The following is a 26,192-nucleotide window of genomic DNA, read 5'->3' on the forward strand; positions in this document are numbered from 1 at the left end:
GGGGGCCCGTCATGAGCCGTATGTGTACAAAACCGGGGGTGGAACTTTGACGTTCTGCACAGGGGCAAACGGTGCGGGGAGGGCGTAACTGGCGGGGTGGGACATGGAGGGAGAGGCTGAGATGTGAGGCCAAGACGGCGGCCGAGCCCGGAAACCGAGCCGAAGGCAGGCCATCCGGAGGCAGCCCGTGTCCGAAAACAGCGGTGAGGTGAAGCCACCGGGGAACACCCGCCCCGGCAGCGGCAGCGGCAGCGGCAGCGGCAGCGGCAGCGGCAGCGGCAGCGGCAGCGGCAGCGGCAGCGGCAGCGGCAGCGGCAGCGGCAGCGGCAGCGGCAGCGGCAGCGGCAGCGGCAGCGGCAGCGGCAGCGGCAGCGGCAGCGGCAGCGGCAGCGGCAGCGGCAGCGGCAGCGGCAGCGGCAGCGGCAGCGGCAGCGGCAGCGGCAGCGGCAGCGGCAGCGGCAGCGGCAGCGGCGAACGACTCCGTGGCGCGCTTGGTTGTGGGCGGTCGTGCCGCCGTAGCGGAAGCGCCACCTACACAGCGGCAGCCACGACCGGCTCAGCAGCCGCAGCCCGCGTAGCTGCGAGCCGTCGTGCCGCTGGGGCGGCGCCCGCCCCAAAGGAAGCGGCACCCCGACAGCGCCAGGCTGCGTGCCTCACCCCGCCTCAGCCGCAACGCCGGGCACGCACCCCTCACCGGCACCCGAAACCCGCCCTTCCGGCGCCCCCAAGCCGCACGCCCCCTTGGCAAGCCCCCCGCCCCGAGGCACGTTGCCCATAAGGCCCGACGGAGACGCAGACGCAGACCACGGCCCCAAAGAGGAGCGCACCCGACATGACAGCGAAAATCCTCATCGTCACCGGCGACGCCGCAGAGTCACTGGAGGTCCTCTACCCCTACCAGCGCCTCCGCGAAGAGGGCTACGAGGTCCACATCGCGGCCCCCGCCCGAAAAAAGCTCCAGTTCGTCGTCCACGACTTCGAACCCGGCTTCGACACCTACACCGAGAAACCCGGCTACACCTGGCCCGCCGACCTGGCCTTCTCCGAGGTCGATCCCGGCGACTACGTCGCTGTCGTCATCCCCGGCGGCCGAGCCCCCGAGTATCTCCGCAACGACCCCGAACTCCGCAAGATCCTCAAGTCGTTCTTCGACGCCGACAAACCGGTCGCCCAGATCTGCCACGGCCCCCTGCTCACCGCCGCGATCGACAGCCTCCGCGGCCGCCGCGTGACGGCGTACCCCGCCCTGGAACTCGACATGCAGGCGGCCGGCGCCACCTTCCAGGACGCCGAGGCGGTGGTCGACGGCACCCTGGTCTCCTCCCGCGCCTGGCCGGACCACTCCGGCTGGATGCGCGAGTTCCTGACGCTATTGCGGGCGAAGGCACCGGTGACCTGACCCACGCCCCGAACCTCACGAGCCACCGGCGCGGCGTTCCACCGGGCGCCGCGCCTGCGCCCGACCCGCGCCGGGCCGTCGGGCCACCCCCTGCCGCCCTGGCGCGTCACGCCGCAGCCGACGCTCACGCAGCCAACCGCTCCGCCTCCGCGACCGCCTCCCCCAGCGTGTCCACCACCGGCACCCCCACTCCCTCAAGGCTCGCCCGACTGTGCGAGCCCCCGGTGTAGAGCACGGCCCGCGCCCCCACATGCAGCGCCGCCACCGCGTCGTCGGCCGCGTCCCCGATCACCACCGTGCGAGCCGGATCCACGCTCACGAGCGCCTCGATGTGCCGCACCATGTGCTCGGCCTTACTGCCCCCCGACGGCCCGGTCCGCCCGTCGACGCGTATGAAGTGCTGCTCGATCCCGAACCCCCGTACCAGCGGGACGAGTTCCTCATGCCCGTACATGCTGAGGATCGACTGGCTGTGCCCCGCCGACCGCCACTCCACGAGCAGCTCCGCCACGCCCGCGGTGAGCCCGCACCCCACCCGGTGCTCGGTGTAGTACCGGTGGAAGGTCACGTCCATGACCTCCCACTCGGCGTCGGTCGGCAGCCGCCCCAGCAACCGCTCGTAGAACTTCGGCACCGGCACGCAGTACAGCGCCCGGTACTGCTCCATCGTGATCGGGTCGAGCCCCAGCTCGGCGAACGCCGCGTTGGTCGCCCCGATGATCGCGTCATTGTCGTGGAACAGCGTCCCGTTCCAGTCCCAGACAATGTGCGCCGCTCCCTGCTTCCCCATGCCAAAAACCGTACCCGCCACCACTGACAATCAAGGCAACAGCAGGTCAACGAGGTATCCGGCGGGTGCGGGCGGCGCGCGATCCGAGCACCGACCGCCACCGCCGCGCCGGGCTCAGTCCCCCAGCCCCACCAGATTCGGAATCTCCTGAGTCGCGTACCAGAGCAACTCGTGGTCCCCGGCTCCGTCCACGACGAACTGTGCGTCGTCGTCCCCACCGTCCGCCGCCTCCAGCGCCTCGGCGGCGGCCGCAATGTCCGTCTCCGCGTCGTCCGAGTCGACATGCACGGCGGCCGCCTTGGCCAGCGCCACGCCCCCGGCGATCCGCACCTCACCCAGCGCCGACGGATCCAGCCCCCGGTCGGGATCGGCGACGGCCGCCCCGTCGGGCACGTCGACGGCGACCACGACCCGGCGCCGCACCGCGCCGGGTTCCGCCGCCAGCAGCCGCAGCGAGGCCAGCGCGGCCCGGTTCAGCGCCGCGTACTCCAACTCCTCGATGTCGTCGGAGAGATACCACTCGCGCAACGCGGGCGTGACGCCGTACGCGACGAGCGGCCCGGTCCCCAGCTCACCCGTCTTGGAGGCCTCGGCGAGACCGGGGAGGGTCAGGGGGACGTAGACGCGCATGGCTGACCACTTTCGTTGTTCGTAGGGCTCCGCAAGGACTCGGAAGGCGGGTCCCGCACCTCCGGTCCCGCACCTCCCGGACGGCCTTCAGGATACGTGCGGGTGTCCCCTTTCGAGTCCCCACCACCACCCCGCCCGACGTCCACTCCGGTCCGGAAATTCACCCGGCGCGGGCCCGCCATCGCGGCCTTTCGCGTCCGTGGATCACCCGGATAAGTGAACATTCCTGCCGCCCGACCCGAGCCCCCGCTTCCTTGCCGTCGGCGCCCAGAACCCCGTACAAGATCACCGACCGCGAAGTTACTGCCCGGTACCAACCGGGTTCAGCGAACGGGGACTCCATGAACAAGGTCATGACCAGGGCACAGCACCGCCCCGGCACCCGCCCGCCCAGCCGCCGCGACACCCGCCGCCCCGGCGGCACCCCACCCCGCACACCGAGCCACGGCACATCCCGTACGACATCGCCCGACGGCCGCCCACCGAACGCACCGGGCACGACGGAACCGCTCACCCGCACAAGGCCCGCCGACAACCGACCGCCCACCACCTCGGGGAGCACCGCAGCAACCGCCCACGTCCATCCGCGGGCAGCGGTGTCCACGGCGCCTGCGGGAAGTCGTACCGTCGGGCCGGCCCCCGCCCCGGAGCGGCTCGGCGCTTCGCCGGCGCCGGTCCACGTGGCCCACCCGACCGCCCCAGCCCCGACGTGGGACGCCCCACAGGCCCCGGCGGAACACGGGGCCCGCGCACCCCACCGCGTCCCTCCGCAGGCTTCCCGCGGGCCGATCACCCAGATCCCCCAACCCCGCCCCACCGACGTCTTCGCCGACCGCCTGCTCCTGGTCCTCAGCGGCCAGCGCCCCGTCCACTCGATGCTCCGCCACACCGTCGGCCGTGCCTACGACGAACTCGCCTGGCTCGCGGAACGCGGCCCCCTGCGCGCCCGCGGCACCCGCCCCGTCGTTCGCGACATCGGATACTTCGAGCCCCGCCCGGGAGCCATCGAGGCCTTCGCCCGCATCGGCGCCGGCGACCAGCTGCGCGCCATGGCATTCCGCCTGGAGCAGGGCGGGGACCTCCGCTGGCGCTGCACGGCGGTGGAACTGGGCGGCCCGCGCAGGCCGCGCCCGGACGAGGACTGACCACCCCAACGGGCTGCCGCGAGCGACCACAACGGGTCGCCGCAGGCCACCACGACGGCTCGCCGCGAGTCGCAGCAGGCCACGCACGCCGAAGGGCCGGGCCCCAAAGGAGACCCGGCCCTTCCAAATCGCTACGCCGCCGCAGGCACCATCACCGTCACCATGCACCCGTCTTCCCGACGGCGCTGCACCAGCGCGGCGCTCTCGCCCGGCGCTACTGCGCTACTTCTTACGGCGCCGACCACCACGCGACTGCTTGCGCCGCTCCGCGCGCGTGAGGCCGTCGGCCTCGGAGCGCACCGGCTCGTCGTCGTTGGTGAAGTCGCCCTCGACGATGTCGCCCTCGCCGTCCACCTTGGGCGCGGTGTAGTGCAGTCGGTCCGGGCGGCGCGGGGCCTCGAGGCCCTTGGCGCGGATCTCGGGACGCGCGCCCGCCTGCGCCGGCACCGCGTCCTTCTTCTCGAGGTCGGCCACCGGCTTGGTGTCCTCGACCGGGACCTCCTCGACCTGCTGCTCGACCTGGACCTCCAGGTTGAACAGGTAGCCGACGGACTCCTCCTTGATGCCCTCCATCATGGCGGTGAACATGTCGAAGCCCTCGCGCTGGTACTCGACCAGCGGGTCCTTCTGCGCCATCGCGCGCAGGCCGATGCCCTCCTGGAGGTAGTCCATCTCGTAGAGGTGCTCACGCCACTTGCGGTCCAGGACCGACAGGACGACCCGGCGCTCCAGCTCACGCATGATCTCGGAGCCGAGCTGGCCCTCGCGCTCCTCGTACTGCGCGTGGATGTCGTCCTTGATGGACTCGGCGAGGAACTCGGCGGTCAGCCCGGCGCGGTCGCCGGCCGCCTCCTCCAGCTCCTCGATGGTGACCTTCACCGGGTAGAGCTGCTTGAACGCGCCCCACAGCCGGTCCAGGTCCCACTCCTCGGCGAAGCCCTCGGCGGTCTCCGCGGCGACGTACGCGTCGATCGTGTCGTCCATGAAGTGCTGCACCTGCTCGTGCAGGTCCTCGCCCTCCAGGACGCGGCGCCGCTCGCCGTAGATGACCTCGCGCTGACGGTTGAGGACCTCGTCGTACTTCAGGACGTTCTTACGGGTCTCGAAGTTCTGCTGCTCGACCTGCGACTGGGCGGACGCGATCGCGCGCGTGACCATCTTGTTCTCGATCGGCACGTCGTCCGGGACGTTCGCCATCGACATCACTCGCTCGACCATCTGGGCCTTGAACAGACGCATCAGATCGTCGCCGAGCGACAGGTAGAAGCGCGACTCACCGGGGTCGCCCTGACGGCCGGACCGACCGCGCAGCTGGTTGTCGATACGGCGCGACTCGTGCCGCTCGGTGCCGAGGACGTAGAGGCCGCCGAGGTCCTTGACCTCCTCGAACTCCGCCTTGACCGCCTGCGCGGCCTTCTCCAGGGCGGCGGGCAGAGCCGCGGCCCACTCCTCGATGTGCTCCTCGGGGTCGAGGCCGCGCTGGCGCAGCTCCGCCTCGGCGAGGTCCTCGGGGTTGCCGCCGAGCTTGATGTCGGTACCACGGCCGGCCATGTTGGTGGCCACGGTCACGGCACCCTTGCGGCCGGCCTGGGCGACGATGATCGCCTCACGGTCGTGCTGCTTGGCGTTCAGCACCTCGTGCTGAACACCGCGCTTGGACAGCTGCTGCGAGAGGTACTCGGACTTCTCGACCGACGTCGTACCGACGAGGATCGGCTGGCCCTTCTCGTGCTTCTCGACGATGTCGTCGACGACCGCCTCGAACTTCGCGACCTCGGTGCGGTAGATCAGGTCCGACTGGTCCTTGCGGATCATCGGCTTGTTCGTCGGGATCGGGACCACGCCGAGCTTGTAGATCTGGTGGAACTCGGCGGCCTCGGTCATCGCCGTACCGGTCATGCCGGACAGACCGGGCTGTTCCTTGCCTTCGTGGTCGTGGCGCTTGTACAGGCGGAAGAAGTTCTGCAGGGTGATCGTGGCAAGGGTCTGGTTCTCGTCCTTGATGTCCACCCCTTCCTTCGCCTCGATCGCCTGGTGCATGCCCTCGTTGTAGCGGCGGCCGGCGAGGATACGGCCGGTGTGCTCGTCGACGATCATGACCTCGCCGTCCATGACGACGTAGTCCTTGTCCTTCTTGAAGAGCTCCTTCGCCTTGATGGCGTTGTTCAGGTAGCCCACCAGCGGCGTGTTCACCGACTCGTAGAGGTTGTCGATGCCCAGCCAGTCCTCGACCTTGGCGACACCGGACTCGTGGATGGCGACCGTGCGCTTCTTCTCGTCGACCTCGTAGTCGCCGGTCTCCTCGATGCCCTTGAGCGGGTTGCCGGCCTCGCCCTTCTTCAGGCGGGTGACCAGCTTGGCGAAGTCGCCGTACCACTTGGTGGCCTGGTCGGCCGGGCCGGAGATGATCAGCGGCGTACGGGCCTCGTCGACGAGGATGGAGTCGACCTCGTCGACGATGGCGAAGTTGTGGCCGCGCTGGACGAGTTCGTCCTTGGACCACGCCATGTTGTCGCGCAGATAGTCGAAGCCGAACTCGTTGTTCGTGCCGTAGGTGATGTCGCACGCGTACTGCTCGCGGCGCTGGGCCGGCGTCATGTTGGCGAGGATGCAACCGACGCTCAGGCCGAGGAACTTGTGGACGCGGCCCATCATCTCGGAGTCGCGCTCGGCCAGGTAGTCGTTGACCGTGATCAGGTGGACGCCCTGACCGGACAGCGCGTTCAGATACGCGGGCAGCGTGCCGACGAGCGTCTTGCCCTCACCGGTCTTCATCTCGGCCACATAGCCGAGGTGGAGGGCGGCGCCGCCCATGATCTGCACGTCGTAGTGACGCTGGCCGAGCGCGCGCTTGGCGGCCTCGCGCACGGTGGCGAAGGCCTCCGGGAGCAGATCATCCAGGCTCTCACCATCGGCGTACCGCTGCTTGTACTCATCGGTGAGGGCCCGCAGCTCGGCGTCGGAGAGGTCGACGAAGTCCTCTTCGATGGAGTTGACCTGGTCCGCGATGCGGTGCAGCTTGCGCAGGATCTTGCCTTCGCCTGCACGCATGATCTTCGAGAGGACGGACACGGGGGTTGGTCTCCTTGCCGGTCGGGCCTGGGACGGTCGGTTTCCATTTGACTTGACTGAGCAACGGCCATCGTATGCGAGGACCCCGCCACGTCGGGAGCCTGCCGGTGGCGCCGACCGCCCGCTGCTTCAAATCTCCGTCAAAGGGGACAACGGCCGGGGGTCACAGATGGTGCCGCGTTCCGCCTACGAATTGCGCGAAATGCGATCACACGCGCACACACCGCTCAGTAAAGGATGGCGCCTGCTGCGACCCCCGGAGCAGAATCGGCCGATGGAACCCGTCACGCTCACCACCGGCCGCCTCCTGATGCGCACGGTCGGCCCGAAGGACACCGACGCCGTGTACGAGGCCGCCCAGGACCCCGACATCCAGCGCTGGACCACGCTGCCCTCGCCCTACCTGTACGAGCACGCCGACAGCTTCACGGACCAACTGGTCCCCGACGGCTGGAGGAACGGCTCGATGTTCACCTGGGGCCTTTTCCTCCCCGAAGGGGAGGACCTGGTCGGCATGCTCGGCCTCACGATGCGTTCCATGAGCGGCGCCGAGATCGGTTTCTGGGGCACGAAGGAGCACCGCGGCAACGGCTACATCACCGAGGCCGTCCTCGCCGCGTCCCGCTGGGCCTTCGTCGACCGCTCCATCGACCGCGTGGAATGGCGCGCGGAGGTCGGCAACACCCCCTCCCGCGCAGTAGCGCAACGCGCCGGCTTCACCCTCGAGGGCACCCTCCGCTCAGCCATCGTCCACCAGGGCGTACACCGGGACTGCTGGGTGGGCTCCTTGCTCCCGTCCGACCTGGGCCTACCGTCAACAGCCCCATACCTACCGGCCCCACAACGCCCCGCCCACCCCGACACCGGAGCCTGAACAGAACCGTCCCGGTCCCAGACCGGTAGCAACGACGCCCTCCCACCCGGCCCGCCGAAGGGGGCGCTGCTGTCCCATACCCCCAAACCCACCCCCCAACCCCCCCGGCCGCGGGGGGGGGGGGGGGCCCGGGGGGGGCCCCGGGGGGGGGGGGGGGGGGGGCCCCCCCCCCCCCCCCGGGTCGAAGGGGCGGAGCCCCTGGGGACGGGAAGGGTAGGGGCGGCGGGGGCGAAACCCTCCCGACGTCGCCCCCAGCGCCAGCCCCTCCTCCTCCCCCAACCCCCACCTCACGCCCCATTGTCAGTGCCACCCCCTATCGTCCGAACCCATGACGACCCCGCGCCCCACCACCAACCTCACGGCAGACGAAGCCCGCCGCATCGCCCTGAGAGCCCAAGGCTTCCTCGGCACCCCCAACCGCACGTCCGGCGTCCGCGGCATACTCCGTCACCTCGGCGCGGTCCAACTCGACACCATCTCGGTCCTGGCCCGCTCCCACGAACTCATCCCGTACGCCCGCCTGGGCGCGGTAGGCCGCAAGACGGTCGAGACCGCCTACTGGACAACAACACCCACTGCATCCAACGCACCCACTACATCCACTGCCGCCCCCTCGGCACGACCGCCAAAACCACAACCACACGCCTTCGAGTACTGGTCCCACGCGGCCTGCATCCTCCCCATTGAGGAATGGCCCCACTTCGCCTTCCGCCGCCGCGCCTACCGAAACCGCCCCCACTGGAACCACGAACTTCCCGACGGCGCCTACGACCAGGTCATCAAGCAGCTCCGCACCGAAGGCCCCCTCACCGCAACAGAGCTGGGCGGCGCGAAGAGAACCAGCGAGTGGTGGGACTGGTCGAGCTCGAAGGTCGCCGCCGAACGCGCCCTGATGTACGGCGAGGTGGTCTGCGTCGAACGCCGCGGCTGGAAGCGCGTCTACGACCTCGCCGAACGCGCCATCCCGCAGACACTGCTGCACGACGAGCTGGACGACACCGAGTGCCTGCGCCGCCTGGTCCGCCTGGCCGGCCAGTCCCTCGGCGTCGGCACGCGCGCGGACATCGCCGACTACCACCGCCTCAAGGGCGAGCAGGTCGACGCCGTGATCGCCGACTCGGGCCTGATCCCGGTCGCGGTCGAGGGCTGGGGCAAGCCGGCCTGGGCCGACCCCGCGGCCCTGGAGACACCCCCGCGCGGCCGCCACCGCACGACGCTCCTGTCCCCGTTCGACTCCCTGATCTGGGAACGGGCACGCACTGAGCGGATCTTCGGCTTCACCCACCGCTTGGAGGCCTACGTGCCCAAGCAGAAGCGGGTCTACGGCTACTTCGCGATGCCAGTCCTGGCCGGCGGCCGCCTCGTCGGCCGTGTGGACCCGGCCCGCGAGGGCCGCACCCTGGTCGCCAAGCAGGTCACCCTGGACGGCCCGAAGGCAGTCCCCGCGGTGGCCCAGGCACTGGCCGAGGCGGCGAGCTGGGTGGACTGCACGGACGTACGCGTGGAACGGGTGGACGCGCCCGACCTGCGCGAGCTACTGGCCAAGGAGCTCACTCGCATATTGGCGTGACCCTCATATGGGCTTGACCCTCATATGGGCGTGCCCCTCAGCGGATCTCGAGGATCTTCTCCCGCATCGCATACACCACGGCCTCCATCCTGGAGTGCAGCTGCAGCTTCTCCAGGATGTTGCGCACATGGTTCTTCACGGTGTTCTCGGAGATGAACAACTCCTTGGCGATGTCCCGGTTGTTCATCCCCGTGGCGACGAGCTTGAGGACCTCCAGCTCACGGTCCGTCAGCCGCGGCGCCGGCACGAGCCGGCGCTCGTCCGTGCGCTGGATCATCGACTTGAACTCGGTGAGCAGCTTCGACGCCATGGACGGACTGATCTGCGACTGCCCGTCGGCCACCGCGCGAATGGCGGTGGCCACCTCGTCCGTGGAGATCTCCTTGAGGAGATAGCCGGTCGCACCCGCCTTGATCGCGTCGTAGAGGTCGGCCTCCTCGTCGCTGATCGTCAGCATGATGATCTTCGCGCTGGGGGCCACCTCCTTGATGGAGGTGCAGGCCTCGATCCCGCCCCGCTTGGGCATCCGTACGTCCATCAGGACGATGTCCGGCAGCAGGTCCGCGGCCTTGTCGACGGCCTCCGCGCCGTCTCCCGCCTCCCCTACGACCTGGATGTCCTCCTCGGCCGCGAGCACGATCTCCAGTCCACGGCGGAACAGGGCGTGGTCGTCCACGACGAGGACTCTGATCGGCTCCTTGCGTGGAGAGCCCGCGTCCGGGCCCACGCCGACGACATCGCCGTCGGCATCCTCGTCCCGCATCGGTCCGAAGCTGTCCGCCATCGTTCCTCCCCCTGAAGGCTGTGGCTGGTCGTTTGCCATCGCCAACCCAAGGCAGCGGCCCACCGGTTGGGCCGGTAGCGGCCATGATTTCATGCCCGGCCGACACTGCGGTGACGAGCGGGGCGCGAAGTGGTCGCACACCGGTGCCCCTGGGGGCGCACACGCGCTCCAGGGGCACCGGCTCAGCTGTCAGCCGGGTTGGTCAGCCGCCCAGCGTGCCCCCGGCCGCGGGAGACTGCGCCTGGGTGACCATCGGGTCCGTGTTGAGGTGGATGACCCCGTAGTCGTAAGCGTGCCGCCGGTAGACGACACTCGGTTCCTTCGTCTCGGAGTCGACGAAGAGATAGAAGTCGTGCCCGACCAGCTCCATCTCGTAGAGGGCCTGGTCGAGGGTCATCGGGGAGGCGACGTGCGTCTTCTCGCGCACGATGAGGGGGCCTTCGCCCTTTACTTCCAGTGAGCCGATCTTCTTCGTGGGAACTCCGTCCGGCTCTTCTTCCTGGAAGGTGTGGCCGTTGCCGTTGAGCGTCGCCGCGCCCGGAACGTGGTCGGGGACCTCGGCCGCCGTGAGTCGGCGTGCGCCTCGGCGCGAGAAACGCTTGTCGTGCTGCTTGCGCAGCCGGGCATCCAGCTTCTCCGCCGCCAGGTCGAGCGCCGCGTACGGATCGCTGGCCGCTGCCTCCGCCCGGATCACCGGACCGCGGGAGCGGAGCGTGATCTCCACTCGATCACTGCGGTCGGCCTGTCGGGGGTTGGGCTCCTTGGACACCTCGACGTCCAGGCTGATCACCTTGGCATCGAGCCTCTGGATCTTCTCCAGCTTCAGCTTGTCGGCCACGTGCTTGCGGAACCGCTCGGGCACCTCGGTCTTGCGGCCCTTGACGACGATGTCCACGCAGAACTCCGTTCCCGGATCGCTCCGCTCCATCGGCGGAGCATCTCCCTTTTGCACCAGGCTCCGGTGAACCCCGGAACCTCGGACTCGGTGACTTCCACCTCCTCCTCCCCCATGGGCAAGATCTCCACCCCATCGCCGCGGCTGATTGCGTAAAACCCGCAGCACGGCATTCGGATATGACAGGGATGGCCTGCGCCTTTCCCTCACAACCGAACATATCTCGCCCGGACGGATGTCGTCACCCTCTACTCCGGCGTACCTCCGTTCAGGTGAATTGACCCTCTCGTTACCTGCAACGATGCAAGTTCGCAGTCAGTTCCGGTTTATTTCGAAAGAATCCGGCGACGCAGCGACCACGGCCGCGCAGATCACGTCACCAGCCCGCGCGCGGCCCATGATTCCCGGCACCTCACGCGTCCGCCGCACAGCGCCCTCCATCGATCCGGCCCTCCGTTCCCCAGTGCTTTCCCGAGATCCCGCCACGTACACAGCGGTTGCCCCGTCACCACTCACACCGGACTCCGCGGTCACCCATCCATACGCGCCCGCCTCCTCCTCCGTTCTGCCGTATCCGCTCGCTTTCCCAGCCGCGCCCCTGCCACCTCCGGTGTCTACCGCCCTGCCGTACGCAACCGACCGCACCGCGCTGCCACGGGCTGCCGACTCCGCCGTACGGCTACGGCTACGCGAGTCCACGCCTTCCGGAGTGCGCGAGTGCGCCTGTTCCGGACTGCGCGAGTCCGCCCCCTCCGAGCTGCGGGACTGCACCCCCGCCGCCAAGGCCGCCCGCACAGCACGCGCCGCCTCCGCCAGGGACGCGCCCGTCGTCATCAGGTCGTCGACGAGCACGACCGGGGCACCGGCGAGCAGCCGGCCTCCCCCGGGAGCCACCGTCAGCGCACCCGCGAGATTTTCCAGCCGCTGCCGCGAGTTCAGCCCCGACTGATCGGCCACCGCACGCCTCTGCCGCAGCACGGCGAGCACCCGCGCCGGTGTCCCGGCCCGCCTCAGCTCACCCGCAGCGGCGAGCGCGATCCGCCGCGCCGGATCATGCCCTCTGGCCCGGACCGCCCCACGCGCGGACGGAACGGGTACGAGCAGCACAGGCGCATCGGCGCTCCCGAACCCGGCCTCCCGAAGCCCCGCCCGCACGGCTCCTGCCAGGGCCGTCCCGAGCGGTGCCGCGAGCGCCAGCGCGCCGCGTTCCTTGTGGGCCAGCAGCACGGCCCGCACCTCGTCCGCGTACCGTGCCGCCGCGTGCACGACCGGCAGTCCGGACGGCTCCGGCACCGGCAGCACCCGGCTCGGTACGGTCCCGCTGAGAACCGCACGGCACTCCGGGCAGAGCACCGTGCGAGGCCTTGCGCAGCCTCCGCACTCGGCCGGCAGCACCAGGTCGGTGAGGTCCTGCCACCACCCCCGCATGCCCACCACTGTGCCAACACCCGCCCCGGCCGACCACCCCTGTGGATAACTCCCTGTGGAAAACTCCAGCCCCGCGCAGACGCCCATTTCCGTCCCCGGAGCCACGCCGGATTCTCACCGGCGGATTCCCACCGCCGGATTCCACCCGCCAAAAGGGAAGCGGCCGCTTCCAGCCGGAGTCCCACCCCGGCCGGAAACGGCCGCCAACCTCACCGTCCTCGAACCTCGACGGCTCGGCCCGGACAAGACCTCACCCCGGATAAACCGGCGCCGTCCCGTCCGTCACGACCTTCTCCCACTGCGCCCCGGACGGCAGCCGTACGATCCCGTCCTCCGAGTACCCGACCAGCGGCAGCCGTGCGTCCTCGGACGCGGTGACCTCCTTCACGCCGCTGAGGGACGCGGGCGCCGGCCCCTCCGGTGTGGAGCCGTCGACCTGGACGTACCGCATCGTCTGTACGCCGCCCTGCTCACGCCCGACCACCACGAGCCGGCTGTCACCGGCCCACGACATGGCGGTGACCTCCTCCAACTGCGGTGTCGCGGAACGCAGTTCGTGCACCGAGACGGCCGACCGATCCCCCGCCTTGCCGTCCTCGCTCCGTTCGATCCGACCGACGAGCAGCGACGACTTGTCGCCCTGCTGCACCACGAGCGCGATCCGCACCCCGTCGGCGGCGACCCGCACGGACTCTATGCGGCCCTCCAGTCCGGGCGGCGTCTTGACCACCAGCGGTTCGCCCACGCCCTCCTTCAGCAGGAGCAGCCGAGGGTTGTCGGGGTCGCGGTCGGCCACCCACAGGTCACCCTGGGCGTCCCAGCTGGGCACAGACAGCCGCTCATCCGCCGTCGGGCCCGCGCTGGTCACCTCCTGCTCCGCGAGCGGACCGCCCGACACCAGCGCCCCGACGTACAGCTCCTTGCCGTCGCGGCCGACCCCGGCAGCCATGTCCTCGTCGCGCGACACCGCCACCGACCCCAGCTGCACATCGCCCTCACCCAGGGCGCCCGGCACGGGATCGGGCTGCGTGTCGTCGGTGGCGGCCGCCAGCCGTGCGAGATGGTGCTTGGCATCGAGGAAGTACAGGTAGTCGGCGCGTTGCACCGACCCGCGCGCGGCGACGGCCTCCGCCTCGCTCTCGTTGAGCGCGCACAGCTGCCTGCCGCCCGCCTTGAGCTCGACCTCGTCCACCGTGGGGGTGAGGTTCTGCAGGGTGAACAGAAGCTGGGCCGCCATCTCGTTGCACTGAGCCAGGCCGACCCGGGCCGCCTTGTCGTTCAACGACACGGTCAGGATGTTCTGGTCGTTGGGCGTCAGCGAGGTGGCGTTGTTCTTGAGCGCCGTACCGGTGGGGAAACTCGACCTGACCACCGGATCGAGCCAGCGGGTGGGCCCCGCGAGCAGGGAGCGCACCATCTGCGTCACGGGGTCCACGTTCCTGCGCACATAGACGGGATCGGCGACGGCCGCCGTGTGCGGGGAAGTCCTGAGCGTGGTGTTCGTGGCGAAGTAGTACTTGTCGACGGACAGGTAGTTGCGCTGGAAGTCCGACTTGCCCATGACGACGCCGCGCGGCGGGACGTCGATGCGCCACTGCTTCGTCTTCTTGTCCCGGGTGAGGTGCATCGGCTCGCGGTAGTCCCCACTGGCGGACGCGTACGACTGCTGTGCGTCGATCGTGGCGACCCTGGTGCCGGTCAGCGTGTACGAGAGGCTGTCGGCCTCCTCACGGCCTCCCACCCGTTCGGGTTCGGCGCCCGGTCCGTCGTCGAGCACCGTCGTCGACAGCAGGGGCCGCCACTTGTCCGACGCTTCCGGGGTCAGGTACTTGCGCGCTATCTCATAGTTCGGATCGTCGCTGGTCAGTGCCTCCAGGAAGCCCGACACGATCTCCGAGGACGAAGCGTCCTCGTGCGGCGGCATGGCGAAGACCCGCACCTGCGTGTCCTGGCGCGGCGTGGACTCGACACCACGCAGATCGCCGCTGTCGGGCATCGAGGCGCACCCCGCCAGCAGTACGACTCCACAGGCGGCGTACACCGCCGCGCGCCCCGGCCTGCGCCGGGCTCCCCCCTCGCGGTCAGCGCCCACGAGATGCCTCCCCATGCCTGCTCGACTCCTCGGCCTGCCCAGCCTCCTCGCTCGGGGGCCCCTCCGCGCCGGGCTCGTCGTCCTGTCTCCGCGCGCCCGATGCAGGTCGGGGGACCACGCGCGCGCCGTTGCCGGGGCCGGGCAGCGCCGTCGGATCGGCTTTGGGAACCGAGGCGGCGCCCAAGCGCGGCGCGATCGGGTCCCTCGACGACATCGTGGGCGCCTGGTCCCCGGTGGCCTGCGCCGGCACCGTCGCGGTCTTCTCACCGTCGCCGCACGGCAGACCGGCGTCATTAAGTCCACGGTTGCGGCGCGAGTCCTTGGGCTCCAGGGGTATCGGCGAGCCCCGCAGCGGCTCGTCCGCGGTCCGCGGCAGCGTCAGCCGGAACTGTGAACCGCCCCCCGGCTCACCCCACGCCTGCAGCCAGCCGCCGTGCAGCCGCGCGTCCTCCAGCGCGATGGACAGCCCCAGCCCCGTACCGCCCGTGGTACGCGCGCGTGCCGGGTCCGCCCGCCAGAAGCGGCTGAAGACACGGGTCGCCTCGCCGGGCTTGAGCCCGACGCCGTAGTCGCGCACCGCGACGGCGACCGCCCCGCCCGCCGCGGCGAGCTTGACGACGACGTCCTTGCCCTCACCATGCTCGACGGCGTTGACGACGAGGTTGCGCAGCACGCGCTCGACGCGCCGCGCGTCGGCCTCGGCGACGACGGGCTGCTGGTCGCCGACGATGCGTATCTGTGTGCCCTTGCGCTCGGCGAGCGGCTCGGCCCCGCTGACGACGCGCCGTACAACCTCCCTGAGGTCGATCGGCTCGGCCTCCAGCGCCGCCGCGCCCGCATCGAAGCGGCTGATCTCCAGCAGGTCGGCGAGCAGCGACTCAAACCGGTCCAGCTGGTCGGCGAGCAGCTCCGCCGACCGCGCGGTCACCGGATCGAAGTCCTCCCGCGCCTCATGTATGACGTCGGCGGCCATCCGTACGGTCGTCAGCGGCGTCCGCAGCTCGTGCGACACATCGGACACGAACCGCCGCTGCATCCGCGACAGGTCCTCCAACTGCTGGATCTTCAGCTGCAGGTTCTGCGCCATCTTGTTGAAGGCCTCACCGAGCCGCGCGATGTCGTCCTCGCCGGTGACCTTCATCCGTTCCTGCAGCCGCCCGGCGGACAGCCGCTCGGCGATGCCGGCCGCCATCCGCACGGGTGTGACGACCTGGCGCACCACCAGCCAGGCGATGGCCCCGAGAAGTACGACGACAAAGAGCCCGGCGGTGGCGAGCGTCCCCTTGACCAGGCTCAGCGACTTCTCCTCCTGGGCGAGCGGGAAGAGGTAGTAGAGCTGGTACGGGTCGCCGTTGGGGTCGTTGACCTGCTTGCCGATGACCAGGGCCGGCTGGGAGTCCTTGCGGGCACTGGGTTGGTAGACGATCCGGGTGTAGCTCTGGAACGCCCCCGTAGCGCTGTCGATCCGGTCGCGCAGAGCCTCGGGCACGCTCGCAGTCGGGTCCACATCACCGGAGGCGCGCCGCCCGCGTCCGCCGGTGTCACTCCCCGCGGAGGCCGGCAACGTCACCACCTCGAAGGCGCCCTGCCCGCCGCTGGAGAGCGAGGAGACGAGGTCGCTCATCCACGGGATCAGGTTCTGGTCGGAGCGCTCGTCCACCGTCGCACCGTCATCGGCGGTCCCGGCGGCAGCCTCGTCGGCCCTCTGTTTGGCGGCCGCGAAGCCGCCCGTGGCTTGGCTCTGAGAGGCCTTCACCTTGGCGTCCAGCAGCCCGTTGCGCACTTGCCCGATGACGACGAAGCCCAGCAGCAGCACGACGCCGAGCGACATCAGCAGGGTCGTGACGACGACCTTGAGCTGGATGTTGCGCCGCCACAGCCGCATGACGGGCAGCAGCGGCCGACGCACCCAGCGCAGCACCAGACGCAGGACCGGGCTGCCCTGGACTCCGCCCTGCAGCAGCCCGCCCTCGAGGAACCGTCCCCAGCGGGAACCCGACGTCTTCCGGCCGACAGGCCGCTCCGGACGGGCCCCGGTCCGACCGGGGGCCGCAGCGGCACTGTCCCGGGACATGTCAGCTCGGCCCTGCCTTGTAGCCGACACCACGAACGGTCACCACGATCTCCGGTCGCTCCGGGTCCTTCTCGACCTTGGAACGCAGCCGCTGCACATGCACGTTCACCAGACGGGTGTCGGCCGCGTGCCGGTAACCCCACACCTGCTCGAGGAGCACCTCACGCGTGAACACCTGCCACGGCTTACGGGCCAGCGCGACCAGCAGGTCGAACTCCAGCGGCGTCAGCGCGATCGACTGCCCGTCCCGCTTCACGGAGTGCCCGGCCACATCGATGACGAGGTCACCGATGGCGAGCTGCTCCGGCGCCGGCTCCTCCGACCTCCGCAACCGTGCCCGGATCCGGGCAACCAGCTCCTTCGGCTTGAACGGCTTCACGATGTAGTCGTCGGCGCCGGACTCCAGGCCCACCACGACATCGACGGTGTCGCTCTTGGCCGTCAGCATCACGATCGGCACCCCGGACTCCGCCCTGATCAGACGGCACACCTCGATACCGTCCCGCCCGGGCAGCATCAGGTCGAGCAGCACCAGGTCGGGCTTGCTCTCCCTGAAGGCGGCCAGCGCCTTGTCGCCGTCGGCTACGAAAGACGGCTCAAAACCTTCACCACGCAGCACAATGCCGAGCATCTCGGCCAGTGCGGTGTCGTCGTCGACGACAAGGACTCGTCCCTTCATGAATGCCATCATCCCATTCTCATAACAGTGGCGAAGGCAGTGGTGAGATAGGTCACCGGCCAGTGACCTTAGTCGTACTGAGCCGTCACTGTCTGCCCTCGTCCGCCACTGTTGATGTCAGCCATGGATGTCAGCTCAGCTGCTCGAGAGCACCCACAGCGTCAAGGATCAGTCGTGACGGGCAAGCTTGATCGCGGACACGAGCAGGATTACGGCTAGGGCTGGGATCAGCACCGCGTCCGAGAAGACGCCCAGCAGCAGACCGCCCAGCAGTGCGCCTGCGATCGAGCCTGCTGCCATGACCATGGAGAAGCGAAGGTTGGCGCCCAGCACGCCGAAGCTTCCGTCTCGGCTGTAGCGGGCGAAGGCGACCAGCATGGTGGGCAGTGACACCAGCAGGGACAGGCTTCCGGCCGTCTTGATGTCTGCGCCGAACAGCAGCACGATCGTCGGGATCAGCAGCTCGCCCCCGGCGACGCCCATGATCGCGGCAACCACGCCGATGCCGAACCCCGCCACGATCCCGCTCGGCACCTGGGCCCATAGCGGCAGGTCGAGCGTCCCCAGGGCGGTGGTGTGCGTGATCAGCAGGGCGGTGGCCATGACGACCATCAGTGCGGCGAGCACCTTGTAGAGCGTTGAGCTGCGCATTCGCACGGCCCACGTGGCCCCGGCCCATGCACCGAGCAGGCTGCCGGCCAACAGGTTGGCTGCGATGGTCCAGTGCGCGCCCAGCTCGGATGCTGGCACTGCTGCCAGACGGGCGGGCAGCGCGACCAGGACCACGACCAGGCTCATCGCCTTGTTCAGGATGACCGCTGAGAGTGCTGCGAACCCGAACAGGCTGATCAGCAGCGGGAGCCGGAATTCCGCGCCGCCCAGGCCGATCATTCCGCCCAGCACGCCTACGGCTCCTCCAGCGACGAACGCGAGTGGCATTGAGTGCGTCGAACGCCGGGAAATCAGGTCCTTGTCGGTGGCCATGACGGGCATCCTGACTGGTCGTGCGCCCTGGCTGCTACGGCACGGCTCCACCTTCGGGGGGAAGGGACCGGGCGCCCGCTTCAGACTCGTCAGCTCCTCTGAACCCCCTCGTTCCAGCACGAGAGCGGCACGGGCTCACGTGAGCGACTCCAGGACTTTGGACTGGAGCCGCATTGGGGCGAGCGAGGCGGGCAGTCTGTTGACCTGCCCGTTAAAGCACGACGTTGGGGCCATGATCTTAGAGGCTCGCCCCAAAGCGGCTGTCTAAAGTCCTGGAGTCGCTCACCCCAGCCACCCACGATCCCTCCCACCACGGCCCGCAGGATGCGCCAGAGCTCCCAGCCGTCGCGCACCTGCTTTTGGGACCAAAGCGTCTTTGGGGTCCGTGGCGGACCATGCGTACGGCCCTGTGTGGCAGCGCCCGTATCCCTAGGTCCGGACGGTCATGCTGCGCGAACGCGCGATCAGCAGGGGGCGTCCCTGGTTCGAAGATCCCGACGGGCACGTGTTCGTGACCCGGACCGGTCGCCCGCTCACACCGGCGCACCTGTACGTCGTCCTGGGCGTGACCTTCGGGCGGGTTTGCCCCGCTTTGCCCGCCCGAGTGGTCCGACCCCTACCTCACACGATCTGCGTCACCTGCCGCGCCCTGGCGCACAGCTCGGCCAGCGCCTCGGTCGTCACGGGTGACACGGCCCCCTCCTCGGTGACGATCGCCGTCACCAGCTCGGGCGGCGTCACATCGAACGCCGGGTTGTACGCCTGCGTCCCCAGCGGCGCCACAGGAATCCCACCTCCCGGTTCCGCTCCCGCCACCGGCGCCTGGGGCGCCATGACCTCGGTCACCTCGAACCCGGGGCGCTGCTCGACCTCGATGGACGCCCCGTCCGGCGTCTGCGGATCCACCGTCGTCAGCGGTGCCACCACGATGAACGGCACATGGTGGTAGCGCGCGAGCACCGCGAGCGGATAGCTCCCCACCTTGTTCGCCACCGAACCGTCGGCCGCGATGCGGTCCGCGCCGATCAGCACCGCATCCACCTCTCCGGCGGCGAACAGGGACCCCGCCGCGTTGTCGGTGAGCAAGGTGTACGCCATGCCGCTGCGCGCCGCCTCGTACGCAGTCAGGCGAGCCCCTTGCAGCAACGGCCGTGTCTCGTCCACCCACAGCCGCCTGAGCCGCCCGACCCGGTGCGCCGCGAGCGCCACCGCGAACGCCGTGCCCTCCCCGCCCGACACCAGCGCCCCGGTGTTGCAGTGCGTGAGGATGCGGTGCCCACCGCCCGGCAGCAGCTCGTCCAGCAGCGCCAGCCCCCGCTCGGCCATCCGGGCGCTGGCCTCGGCGTCCTCCTTGTGCAGCGCCCGCGCCGCACCCAGCGCCGCAGCAGCGGCCTGCTCGACATCCCCGCTCCTCGCGAGCTCGCCCCGGTACGCGGACTGGGCCCTGCGCACACCGACGGCAAGGTTCACCGCGGTGGGCCGAGCGCCCGCCAGCGACTCCGCAGCGTCGTCCACGTCGAACCCGCGTACGGCGGCGAGCGCGACGCCGTACGCCCCGGCGATCCCGAGCAGCGGCGCCCCGCGCACGGCGAGCGAACGGATCGCCTCCACCAGCGCGGGCGCGTCCGTACAGACCAGCTCGACCTCCTCGGCCGGCAGCCTCGTCTGGTCGAGAAGGACCAGAACGGGACCTTCAGGCGGTTCGTCCCAACGGATCGCGGGTATCTCGGTCGGCCTGCTGTCCTCGCCGGATTGCGCGTACTGATCAGCCATGTCGTCAGTCTGCCCTTTGTCCGGCGGACTATTGAAGGTGTGCTGCCCGTACCGCGGCCGGTACCTCGCCGACCACCCCATGGCACGATGGCTGCCAACCTGCCACCGCGACCGCGGACGGGCACCGTGAAGGAGCGACGATGAACGACACTCCGGGCTGGGCCTCGCCCGGATCCGCCCCGTCCGACGGGCAGGAACCCGGCACGTCCGGCCCGGCCGGGCCCGCAGACCGTCCCGACCCCGCACAGCACCCGGGACCGGACCCACAGGGCACCGGCCCGAAGTGGTCCAAGGAGCAGCCGCCACCCAGCCAGTGGTCCGCCCCGACGGGGCCCCAGGCTCCGGGCCAGACCCCGCCACCCCCACCGCCCGGCCCGGGCTGGGGCGCGCCCCCTCCCTCTGGCCCTGGCGGATACAGCGGACACGGCGGATACGGCGGCGGCCACCAGGGCTACGGCGCCCCGGGCGGATACGGCGCTTGGGGAGGCGGCTGGGGCGGCCCTCCGCCCGCGGCCAAGCCCGGCGTGATCCCGCTGCGTCCCCTCGGCGTCGGCGAGATCCTCGACGGCGCGGTCTCCACCATGCGCACCTACTGGCGGACGGTCCTGGGCATCTCCCTGACCGTCGCGATCGTGACGCAGATCCTCGTCATCCTCGTCCAGGGCCTCGTCCTGAACGACCGCCTCAGCACCGAGGCCCTCAACGATCCGAACGCCACCCTCAGCGAACTGACCCGCGCTACGGGTGACGCCCTGATCAGCTCCAGCGTGATCCTCCTGATCTCGGTGATCGGTGCGATCGCCGCGACCGCCCTGCTGACGACGATCACCAGCCGCGCGGTGCTCGGCAAGTCGGTGACCACCGGCGAGGCCTGGCGCGACGCCCGCCCTCAGGTACTGCGTCTCTTCGGCCTGCTCTTCCTGCTGCTGCTCATGACCTTCGGCCTGGTGCTCGCGGGCGCAGTGCCCGGAATCCTCGTGGCCGCCACGGGCTCCGGTGACGCGGGCGGGGCACTGGTCCTCCTGGGCGTCTTCGGCGCCGGCATCGTCGCACTGTGGCTGTGGTTCCGCTTCTCCCTCGCCTCGCCCGCGCTGATGTTGGAGAAGCAGGGCATCGTGAAGGCGCTGAGCCGCTCCGCGAAGCTGGTGCGGGGTTCCTGGTGGCGCGTCTTCGGCATCCAACTGCTCGCCACCCTCATTGCGAACATCGTCGCGGCGATCGTCGTCATCCCCTTCACCTTCCTCGCCGGCGCGCTCAGCGGCGACGGCGCCACCACCTTCCTCAATGGCACCACCGAGTTCGGCTGGACGTACCTCATCATCAGCGGTGTCGGTTCGGTGATCGGCTCCATGATCACCTTCCCGATCACGGCCGGCGTCACCGTGCTGCTCTACATCGACCAGCGCATCCGCCGCGAGGCCCTCGACCTCGAACTGGCCCGAGCGGCCGGCGTCCAGGGCTACGGCACCGCCACCCCGGGGAGTTGAATCGGTGAGCCTGGCGGGGGGAGTTCTCACATCGGCGTCAGCACTGCCGGACGCTGCCGTACGCGCATTGCTGCGCACCGGCGACACGTCCGTGCTGTCGCTGTCGGCACGCTCCGACGACGAGCCACCGCTGACGATCCCGCGTGATCCCGCGCGGGAAGCGGCCCGGCGCGAGCTGTCGAAGCACATGTACCACGAGAACGAACCCAGTTGGTTCCAGCGCGCCCTGGACACCTTCTGGGACTGGGTCGAGGACCTGTTCAGCAGCGCCTCGACCGTGACGCCCGGAGGACCGCTCGGCCTGGTCGTCGTCATCCTGGTCGTCCTTGCCGTCCTCGGCGCCCTGTGGTGGCGCCTCGGCACCCCCCGCCGCCAACCCACCTCCTCCGCCGCCCTGTTCGACGACCGCCCCCGCAGCGCCGCCGAACACCGAGCCGCCGCCGAAGCACACGCCGCCCAGGGCCACTGGAACCAGGCCGTCCAGGAACGCATGCGCGCCATCGTCCGCTCCCTCGAGGAACGCGCACTCCTCGACGTGCGCCCCGGCCGCACCGCGGACGAGGCCGCCGCCGAAGCAGGCCGCACATTGCCCTCCCACACGGAGCGACTGCGCACCGCCGCCCGGGACTTCGACGACGTGACATACGGCGGACGAACCGCGACCCAGCAGGCGTACCAACGCATCGCCGAACTCGACCGCGTCCTGGAGAGCACCAAGCCACAGCTCGCGAGCAGCGCCCCCAGCACGGCCCACAACGCCCGCCAGGGAGCCGCCGAATGACCACCGAGGCCACGCTCCCGTCCACCTCGGCCTCGCCCACCGCACGCCAAGTGTGGACCCGCACGCGAGGCATAGCCCTCGCCCTCGTCCTCCTGCTGGCAGCGGCCGTCGTGATCGCCTCGATCCGCTCCGACGCCCGGCACGGCGCCCTCGACCCACGCTCCGCCGACCCCAAGGGCAGCCGGGCCGTCGCCGAACTCCTCGCCGACCGCGGCGTGGACACACGCATCGTCACCACCCTGGACGAAGCACGCGCCGCGTCCGCCGCGGACACCACCCTCCTGGTCGCCGCCCCCAACCTCCTGACGCACCGTCAACAGAGCTCGCTGCATTCGGCGACCGCCGACTCCGGCGGCCGTACCGTCCTCGTCGCCCCTGGCAGCTGGTCCGTCGAACGGCTCGTCCCCGGGGTCACCGCGGACCCCGCCACCAGCCTCGACTCGGCACTCGCCCCCGACTGCGCCCTGCCCGCCGCCCAGCGCGCAGGCACCGCCGACCTGGGCGGCGTCCGCTACACCACCACCCACCTCGACGCCGACCAGTGCTACCCCAGCGAGCGCCTGGCCACCCTGCTGCGCGTCCCGGAAACCACCGGGAACGGCGACTCCATCGTCCTCGGCGCGCCCGACATCCTCTACAACGACCGCCTCGACGAGCAGGGCAACGCCTCCCTCGCTCTCCAACTCCTCGGCTCCCGCCCCCACTTGGTCTGGTACCTCCCCTCGCTCTCCGACACGTCGGCCGCCGACGCGGACGACGAACGCAGCTTCTTCGACCTGCTCCCCTCGGGCTGGCTCTGGGGCACACTTCAGCTCTTCATCGCCGCAGCCCTGGCCGCCCTCTGGAGGGCACGCCGACTCGGCCCCCTCGTGCCCGAAAAACTCCCCGTAGCGATCCGCGCCTCCGAAACCGTCGAAGGCCGCGCCCGCCTCTACCGCAAGGCGAACGCCCGCGACCGCGCGGCCGCCGCTCTTCGCTCCACCACCCGCACGCGCCTCGCCCCCCTCGTAGGTGTCCCCGTCTCCCAGGCGCACGCGCCCGAGGCCCTGCTCCCGGTCCTGTCCGCCCACCTCCACAACCACGGAGACGGACAGACCCTGCACACCCTCCTCTTCGGCCCGCCGCCCAGCGACGACGCAGCACTCATCTCCCTCGCCGACCAACTCGACGCCCTCGAAAGAGAGGTACGCCGTCCATGATGGACCCGACCACTGACAACGCCGGGAACACCGGGGATCCGGGCACCGCCCGCGCCTCCCTGGAAGCCCTGCGCGCCGAGATCGCCAAAGCCGTGGTCGGCCAGGACCCCGCCGTGACCGGCCTCGTCGTCGCCCTCCTCTGCCGCGGACACGTACTACTAGAAGGAGTCCCCGGGGTCGCCAAAACGTTGCTCGTCCGCGCCCTCGCATCCGCACTCGAACTCGACACCAAGCGCGTCCAGTTCACCCCCGACCTCATGCCGAGCGACGTGACGGGCTCCCTCGTCTACGACACCCGCACCGCCGAGTTCTCCTTCCAGCCCGGCCCGGTCTTCACCAACCTCCTCCTCGCCGACGAGATCAACCGCACCCCGCCGAAGACCCAGTCGTCCCTCCTGGAGGCCATGGAGGAACGCCAGGTCACAGTCGACGGCACGCCCCGCCCCCTCCCCGACCCGTTCCTCGTCGCAGCAACCCAGAACCCGGTCGAATACGAGGGCACCTACCCCCTCCCCGAAGCCCAGCTGGACCGTTTCCTCCTCAAGCTCACCATCCCGCTCCCCTCCCGCCAGGACGAGATCGACGTCCTCACCCGCCACGCCGAGGGCTTCAACCCGCGCGACCTGCGCGCCGCCGGCGTACGCCCCGTAGCGGGCCCTGCAGACCTGGAAGCAGCACGCGCGGCGGTGGCCAAGACGACGGTCTCCCCGGAAATCACGGCCTACGTGGTCGACATCTGCCGAGCCACCCGAGAATCGCCTTCACTGACCCTGGGTGTCTCCCCACGCGGCGCCACGGCCCTCCTGGCCACCGCCCGCGCATGGGCCTGGCTGACGGGCCGTGACTACGTCATCCCCGACGATGTCAAGGCACTCGCCCTCCCCACCCTCCGCCACCGCGTGCAGCTCCGCCCGGAGGCCGAGATGGAAGGGGTCACGGCCGACTCCGTCATCAACGCGATCCTCGCCCACGTCCCCGTCCCCCGCTGATGGCACTCACCGGACGCGCCGCGCTCCTCGCGGCCCTAGGCTCCCTCCCCGTAGGTATCTGGGACCCCAGCTGGACGGGCATCCTCGCGGTCAACGCCCCCCTGGTGGTGGCCTGCGCCTGCGACTTCGCACTGGCGGCACCCGTACGACGCCTGGGCCTGACCCGCTCCGGCGACACCTCCGTACGCCTGGGAGAGACAGCGGACGTCACGCTCACGATCACCAACCCATCCCCCCGCCCGCTCCGCGCCCACCTCCGCGACGCCTGGCCCCCCAGCAGCTGGCAGCCAGGCACGGAGGTGGCGTCATCCCGCCACACAGTGACGGTCCCCGCCGGCGAACGCCGCCGCATCACCACCCGCCTACGCCCCACCCGCCGAGGCGACCGCCAGGCCAACCGCGTGACCATCCGCTCGTACGGGCCGCTGGGCCTCTTCTCCCGCCAGGGCACCCACAAAGTCCCGTGGACCGTTCGCGTCCTGCCCCCCTTCACGAGCCGCAAGCACCTTCCCTCCAAACTGGCCCGCCTGCGCGAACTCGACGGCCGCACCAGCGTGCTCATTCGGGGCCAAGGCACAGAATTCGACAGCCTGCGCGAATACGTTCCCGGCGACGACACCCGCTCCATCGACTGGCGCGCCACGGCCCGGCAATCGGCAGTAGCCGTACGCACCTGGCGCCCCGAACGCGACCGCCACATCCTGCTCGTCCTGGACACCGGCCGCACCTCCGCAGGACGTGTCGGAGACGCCCCACGCCTCGACGCCTCCATGGACGCGGCACTACTCCTGGCCGCCCTCGCCTCCCGAGCCGGCGACCGCGTGGACCTTCTTGCCTACGACCGCCGAGTACGCGCGCTCGTCCAGGGCCGCACAGCGAGCGACGTCCTCCCTTCGCTGGTCAACGCGATGGCCACTCTCGAACCCGAGCTGATCGAAACGGACGCACGAGGCCTGACGGCTGTGGCGCTCCGTACGGCACCTCGCCACTCCCTGATCGTGCTACTCACAACCCTCGACGCGGCCCCGATCGAGGAAGGCCTGCTCCCGGTCCTGTCCCAGCTCACCCAGCGCCACACAGTTCTGCTCGCATCCGTAGCGGACCCCCACATCGCGCAGATGGCAACCGCGCGTGGAAACACGGACGCCGTCTACGAGGCCGCAGCAGCAGCCCAGGCTCAGAACGAACGCCACCGCACAGCGGAACAACTCCGCAGGCATGGCGTTACGGTCGTCGACGCGATGCCGGAGGAACTCGCACCGGCACTGGCAGACGCGTATCTGGCCCTCAAGACGGCGGGACGCCTGTAGCCAGAGAAATGAGGGGCTCTCCTAGGAAGCGCCCCTCATCGATGCACAAACCAACCGCAAATGCAGAAAGCCCCCGTGCCGGTATCCCCGGCCGGGGGCTTTCTCAAAAATTGTTCGGCGGCGTCCTACTCTCCCACAGGGTCCCCCCTGCAGTACCATCGGCGCTGTAAGGCTTAGCTTCCGGGTTCGGAATGTAACCGGGCGTTTCCCTCACGCTATAACCACCGAAACACTATG

21 protein-coding genes and 1 rRNA gene are annotated in these 26,192 nt (G+C 70.2%); 9 read left to right on the plus strand and 13 right to left on the minus strand.

Translation table 11 applies throughout. The annotated features are described in order from the left end of the window. Positions 1-9: 9 nt before the first annotated feature. A complete protein-coding gene (locus EHO50_RS44495) occupies positions 10-531 on the minus strand; it encodes a hypothetical protein (protein ID WP_181449561.1) in 522 nt (173 codons plus the stop codon). A gap of 301 nt (positions 532-832) precedes the next feature. On the opposite strand from EHO50_RS44495, the gene EHO50_RS07000 reads away from it, so the two are divergent. Further along, positions 833-1,399, plus strand: a complete 567-nt coding sequence (locus tag EHO50_RS07000; RefSeq protein WP_128428877.1) for a DJ-1/PfpI family protein — start codon at positions 833-835, stop codon at positions 1,397-1,399. 124 nt (positions 1,400-1,523) lie between these two features. On the opposite strand, the gene EHO50_RS07005 is transcribed toward EHO50_RS07000, so the two are convergent. Further along, positions 1,524-2,189, minus strand: a complete 666-nt coding sequence (locus EHO50_RS07005) for an HAD family hydrolase (protein WP_128428878.1) — start codon at positions 2,187-2,189, stop codon at positions 1,524-1,526. Positions 2,190-2,303: 114 nt separating this feature from the next. Continuing rightward, positions 2,304-2,819 (minus strand): DUF6912 family protein, encoded by a 516-nt coding sequence (locus EHO50_RS07010; RefSeq protein WP_128428879.1) that lies wholly within the window; start codon positions 2,817-2,819, stop codon positions 2,304-2,306. 341 nt (positions 2,820-3,160) lie between these two features. Here EHO50_RS07010 and EHO50_RS07020 point away from each other — a divergent pair, with 341 nt between their 5' ends. Next, a complete protein-coding gene (locus EHO50_RS07020) occupies positions 3,161-3,964 on the plus strand; it encodes an Rv3235 family protein (protein WP_128428880.1) in 804 nt (267 codons plus the stop codon). Positions 3,965-4,186: 222 nt separating this feature from the next. Here EHO50_RS07020 and secA read toward each other — a convergent pair whose 3' ends face one another. Continuing rightward, the gene (secA, locus tag EHO50_RS07025) at positions 4,187-7,036 is read right to left on the minus strand and encodes a preprotein translocase subunit SecA (protein ID WP_128428881.1); all 2,850 of its coding nucleotides are present in this window, start codon (positions 7,034-7,036) and stop codon (positions 4,187-4,189) included. Between the two features lie 274 nt (positions 7,037-7,310). Between secA and EHO50_RS07030 the strand changes: the two genes are divergently transcribed. Together EHO50_RS07030 and EHO50_RS07040 are read left to right on the plus strand one after the other, a co-directional pair. Beyond that, positions 7,311-7,910: a GNAT family N-acetyltransferase gene (locus tag EHO50_RS07030; protein WP_128428882.1), complete on the plus strand. Its 600-nt coding sequence runs from the start codon at positions 7,311-7,313 to the stop codon at positions 7,908-7,910. A gap of 328 nt (positions 7,911-8,238) precedes the next feature. Continuing rightward, the gene (locus EHO50_RS07040; protein WP_128428883.1) at positions 8,239-9,480 is read left to right on the plus strand and encodes a winged helix-turn-helix domain-containing protein; all 1,242 of its coding nucleotides are present in this window, start codon (positions 8,239-8,241) and stop codon (positions 9,478-9,480) included. A gap of 37 nt (positions 9,481-9,517) precedes the next feature. Here EHO50_RS07040 and EHO50_RS07045 read toward each other — a convergent pair whose 3' ends face one another. From EHO50_RS07045 to mtnA, 8 genes are all read right to left on the minus strand, one after another. Continuing rightward, positions 9,518-10,264 (minus strand): response regulator, encoded by a 747-nt coding sequence (locus EHO50_RS07045; RefSeq protein WP_128428884.1) that lies wholly within the window; start codon positions 10,262-10,264, stop codon positions 9,518-9,520. Positions 10,265-10,466: 202 nt separating this feature from the next. Beyond that, positions 10,467-11,159, minus strand: a complete 693-nt coding sequence (gene hpf / locus EHO50_RS07050) for a ribosome hibernation-promoting factor, HPF/YfiA family (protein WP_373922014.1) — start codon at positions 11,157-11,159, stop codon at positions 10,467-10,469. A gap of 315 nt (positions 11,160-11,474) precedes the next feature. Continuing rightward, complete coding sequence (locus tag EHO50_RS07060) at positions 11,475-12,587, minus strand: ComF family protein (RefSeq protein WP_128428887.1); 1,113 nt, start codon at positions 12,585-12,587, stop codon at positions 11,475-11,477. A gap of 250 nt (positions 12,588-12,837) precedes the next feature. Further along, a complete protein-coding gene (locus EHO50_RS07065) occupies positions 12,838-14,679 on the minus strand; it encodes an LpqB family beta-propeller domain-containing protein (protein ID WP_164904779.1) in 1,842 nt (613 codons plus the stop codon). Next, positions 14,669-16,753: an MtrAB system histidine kinase MtrB gene (mtrB, locus tag EHO50_RS07070; protein ID WP_128428889.1), complete on the minus strand. Its 2,085-nt coding sequence runs from the start codon at positions 16,751-16,753 to the stop codon at positions 14,669-14,671. The genes EHO50_RS07065 and mtrB overlap by 11 nt, the downstream gene beginning before the upstream one ends. A gap of 1 nt (position 16,754) precedes the next feature. Continuing rightward, positions 16,755-17,444: a two-component system response regulator MtrA gene (gene mtrA / locus EHO50_RS07075; RefSeq protein ID WP_199812060.1), complete on the minus strand. Its 690-nt coding sequence runs from the start codon at positions 17,442-17,444 to the stop codon at positions 16,755-16,757. Positions 17,445-17,600: 156 nt separating this feature from the next. Continuing rightward, a complete protein-coding gene (locus EHO50_RS07080; RefSeq protein ID WP_128428890.1) occupies positions 17,601-18,416 on the minus strand; it encodes a sulfite exporter TauE/SafE family protein in 816 nt (271 codons plus the stop codon). Positions 18,417-19,037: 621 nt separating this feature from the next. Next, positions 19,038-20,189, minus strand: a complete 1,152-nt coding sequence (mtnA, locus tag EHO50_RS07090) for an S-methyl-5-thioribose-1-phosphate isomerase (protein WP_128428891.1) — start codon at positions 20,187-20,189, stop codon at positions 19,038-19,040. Positions 20,190-20,329: 140 nt separating this feature from the next. Between mtnA and EHO50_RS07095 the strand changes: the two genes are divergently transcribed. Genes EHO50_RS07095 through EHO50_RS07115 form a run of 5 tightly spaced genes read left to right on the plus strand, consistent with a single transcriptional unit; the run spans position 20,330 to position 25,955 of the window. Beyond that, the gene (locus EHO50_RS07095; RefSeq protein WP_128428892.1) at positions 20,330-21,676 is read left to right on the plus strand and encodes a DUF7847 domain-containing protein; all 1,347 of its coding nucleotides are present in this window, start codon (positions 20,330-20,332) and stop codon (positions 21,674-21,676) included. 4 nt (positions 21,677-21,680) lie between these two features. Beyond that, positions 21,681-22,457 carry a DUF4129 domain-containing protein gene (locus EHO50_RS07100; RefSeq protein ID WP_128428893.1) on the plus strand — a complete coding sequence of 259 codons (777 nt, stop codon included), beginning with the start codon at positions 21,681-21,683 and terminating at the stop codon, positions 22,455-22,457. Continuing rightward, positions 22,454-23,656, plus strand: a complete 1,203-nt coding sequence (locus tag EHO50_RS07105) for a DUF4350 domain-containing protein (RefSeq protein WP_128428894.1) — start codon at positions 22,454-22,456, stop codon at positions 23,654-23,656. The genes EHO50_RS07100 and EHO50_RS07105 overlap by 4 nt, the downstream gene beginning before the upstream one ends. After that, positions 23,656-24,645 (plus strand): AAA family ATPase, encoded by a 990-nt coding sequence (locus tag EHO50_RS07110; RefSeq protein ID WP_128429017.1) that lies wholly within the window; start codon positions 23,656-23,658, stop codon positions 24,643-24,645. The genes EHO50_RS07105 and EHO50_RS07110 overlap by 1 nt, the downstream gene beginning before the upstream one ends. Beyond that, positions 24,645-25,955, plus strand: a complete 1,311-nt coding sequence (locus EHO50_RS07115) for a DUF58 domain-containing protein (protein ID WP_128428895.1) — start codon at positions 24,645-24,647, stop codon at positions 25,953-25,955. Before EHO50_RS07110 ends, EHO50_RS07115 begins: the two co-directional genes overlap by 1 nt. A gap of 112 nt (positions 25,956-26,067) precedes the next feature. On the opposite strand, the gene rrf is transcribed toward EHO50_RS07115, so the two are convergent. Beyond that, positions 26,068-26,184 (minus strand): 5S ribosomal RNA (gene rrf, locus EHO50_RS07120). Positions 26,185-26,192: the final 8 nt, after the last annotated feature.

Origin of the sequence: Streptomyces cyaneus (genome assembly GCF_004028635.1) — a bacterium.
Classification (GTDB): Bacteria; Actinomycetota; Actinomycetes; order Streptomycetales; family Streptomycetaceae; genus Streptomyces; species Streptomyces cyaneus.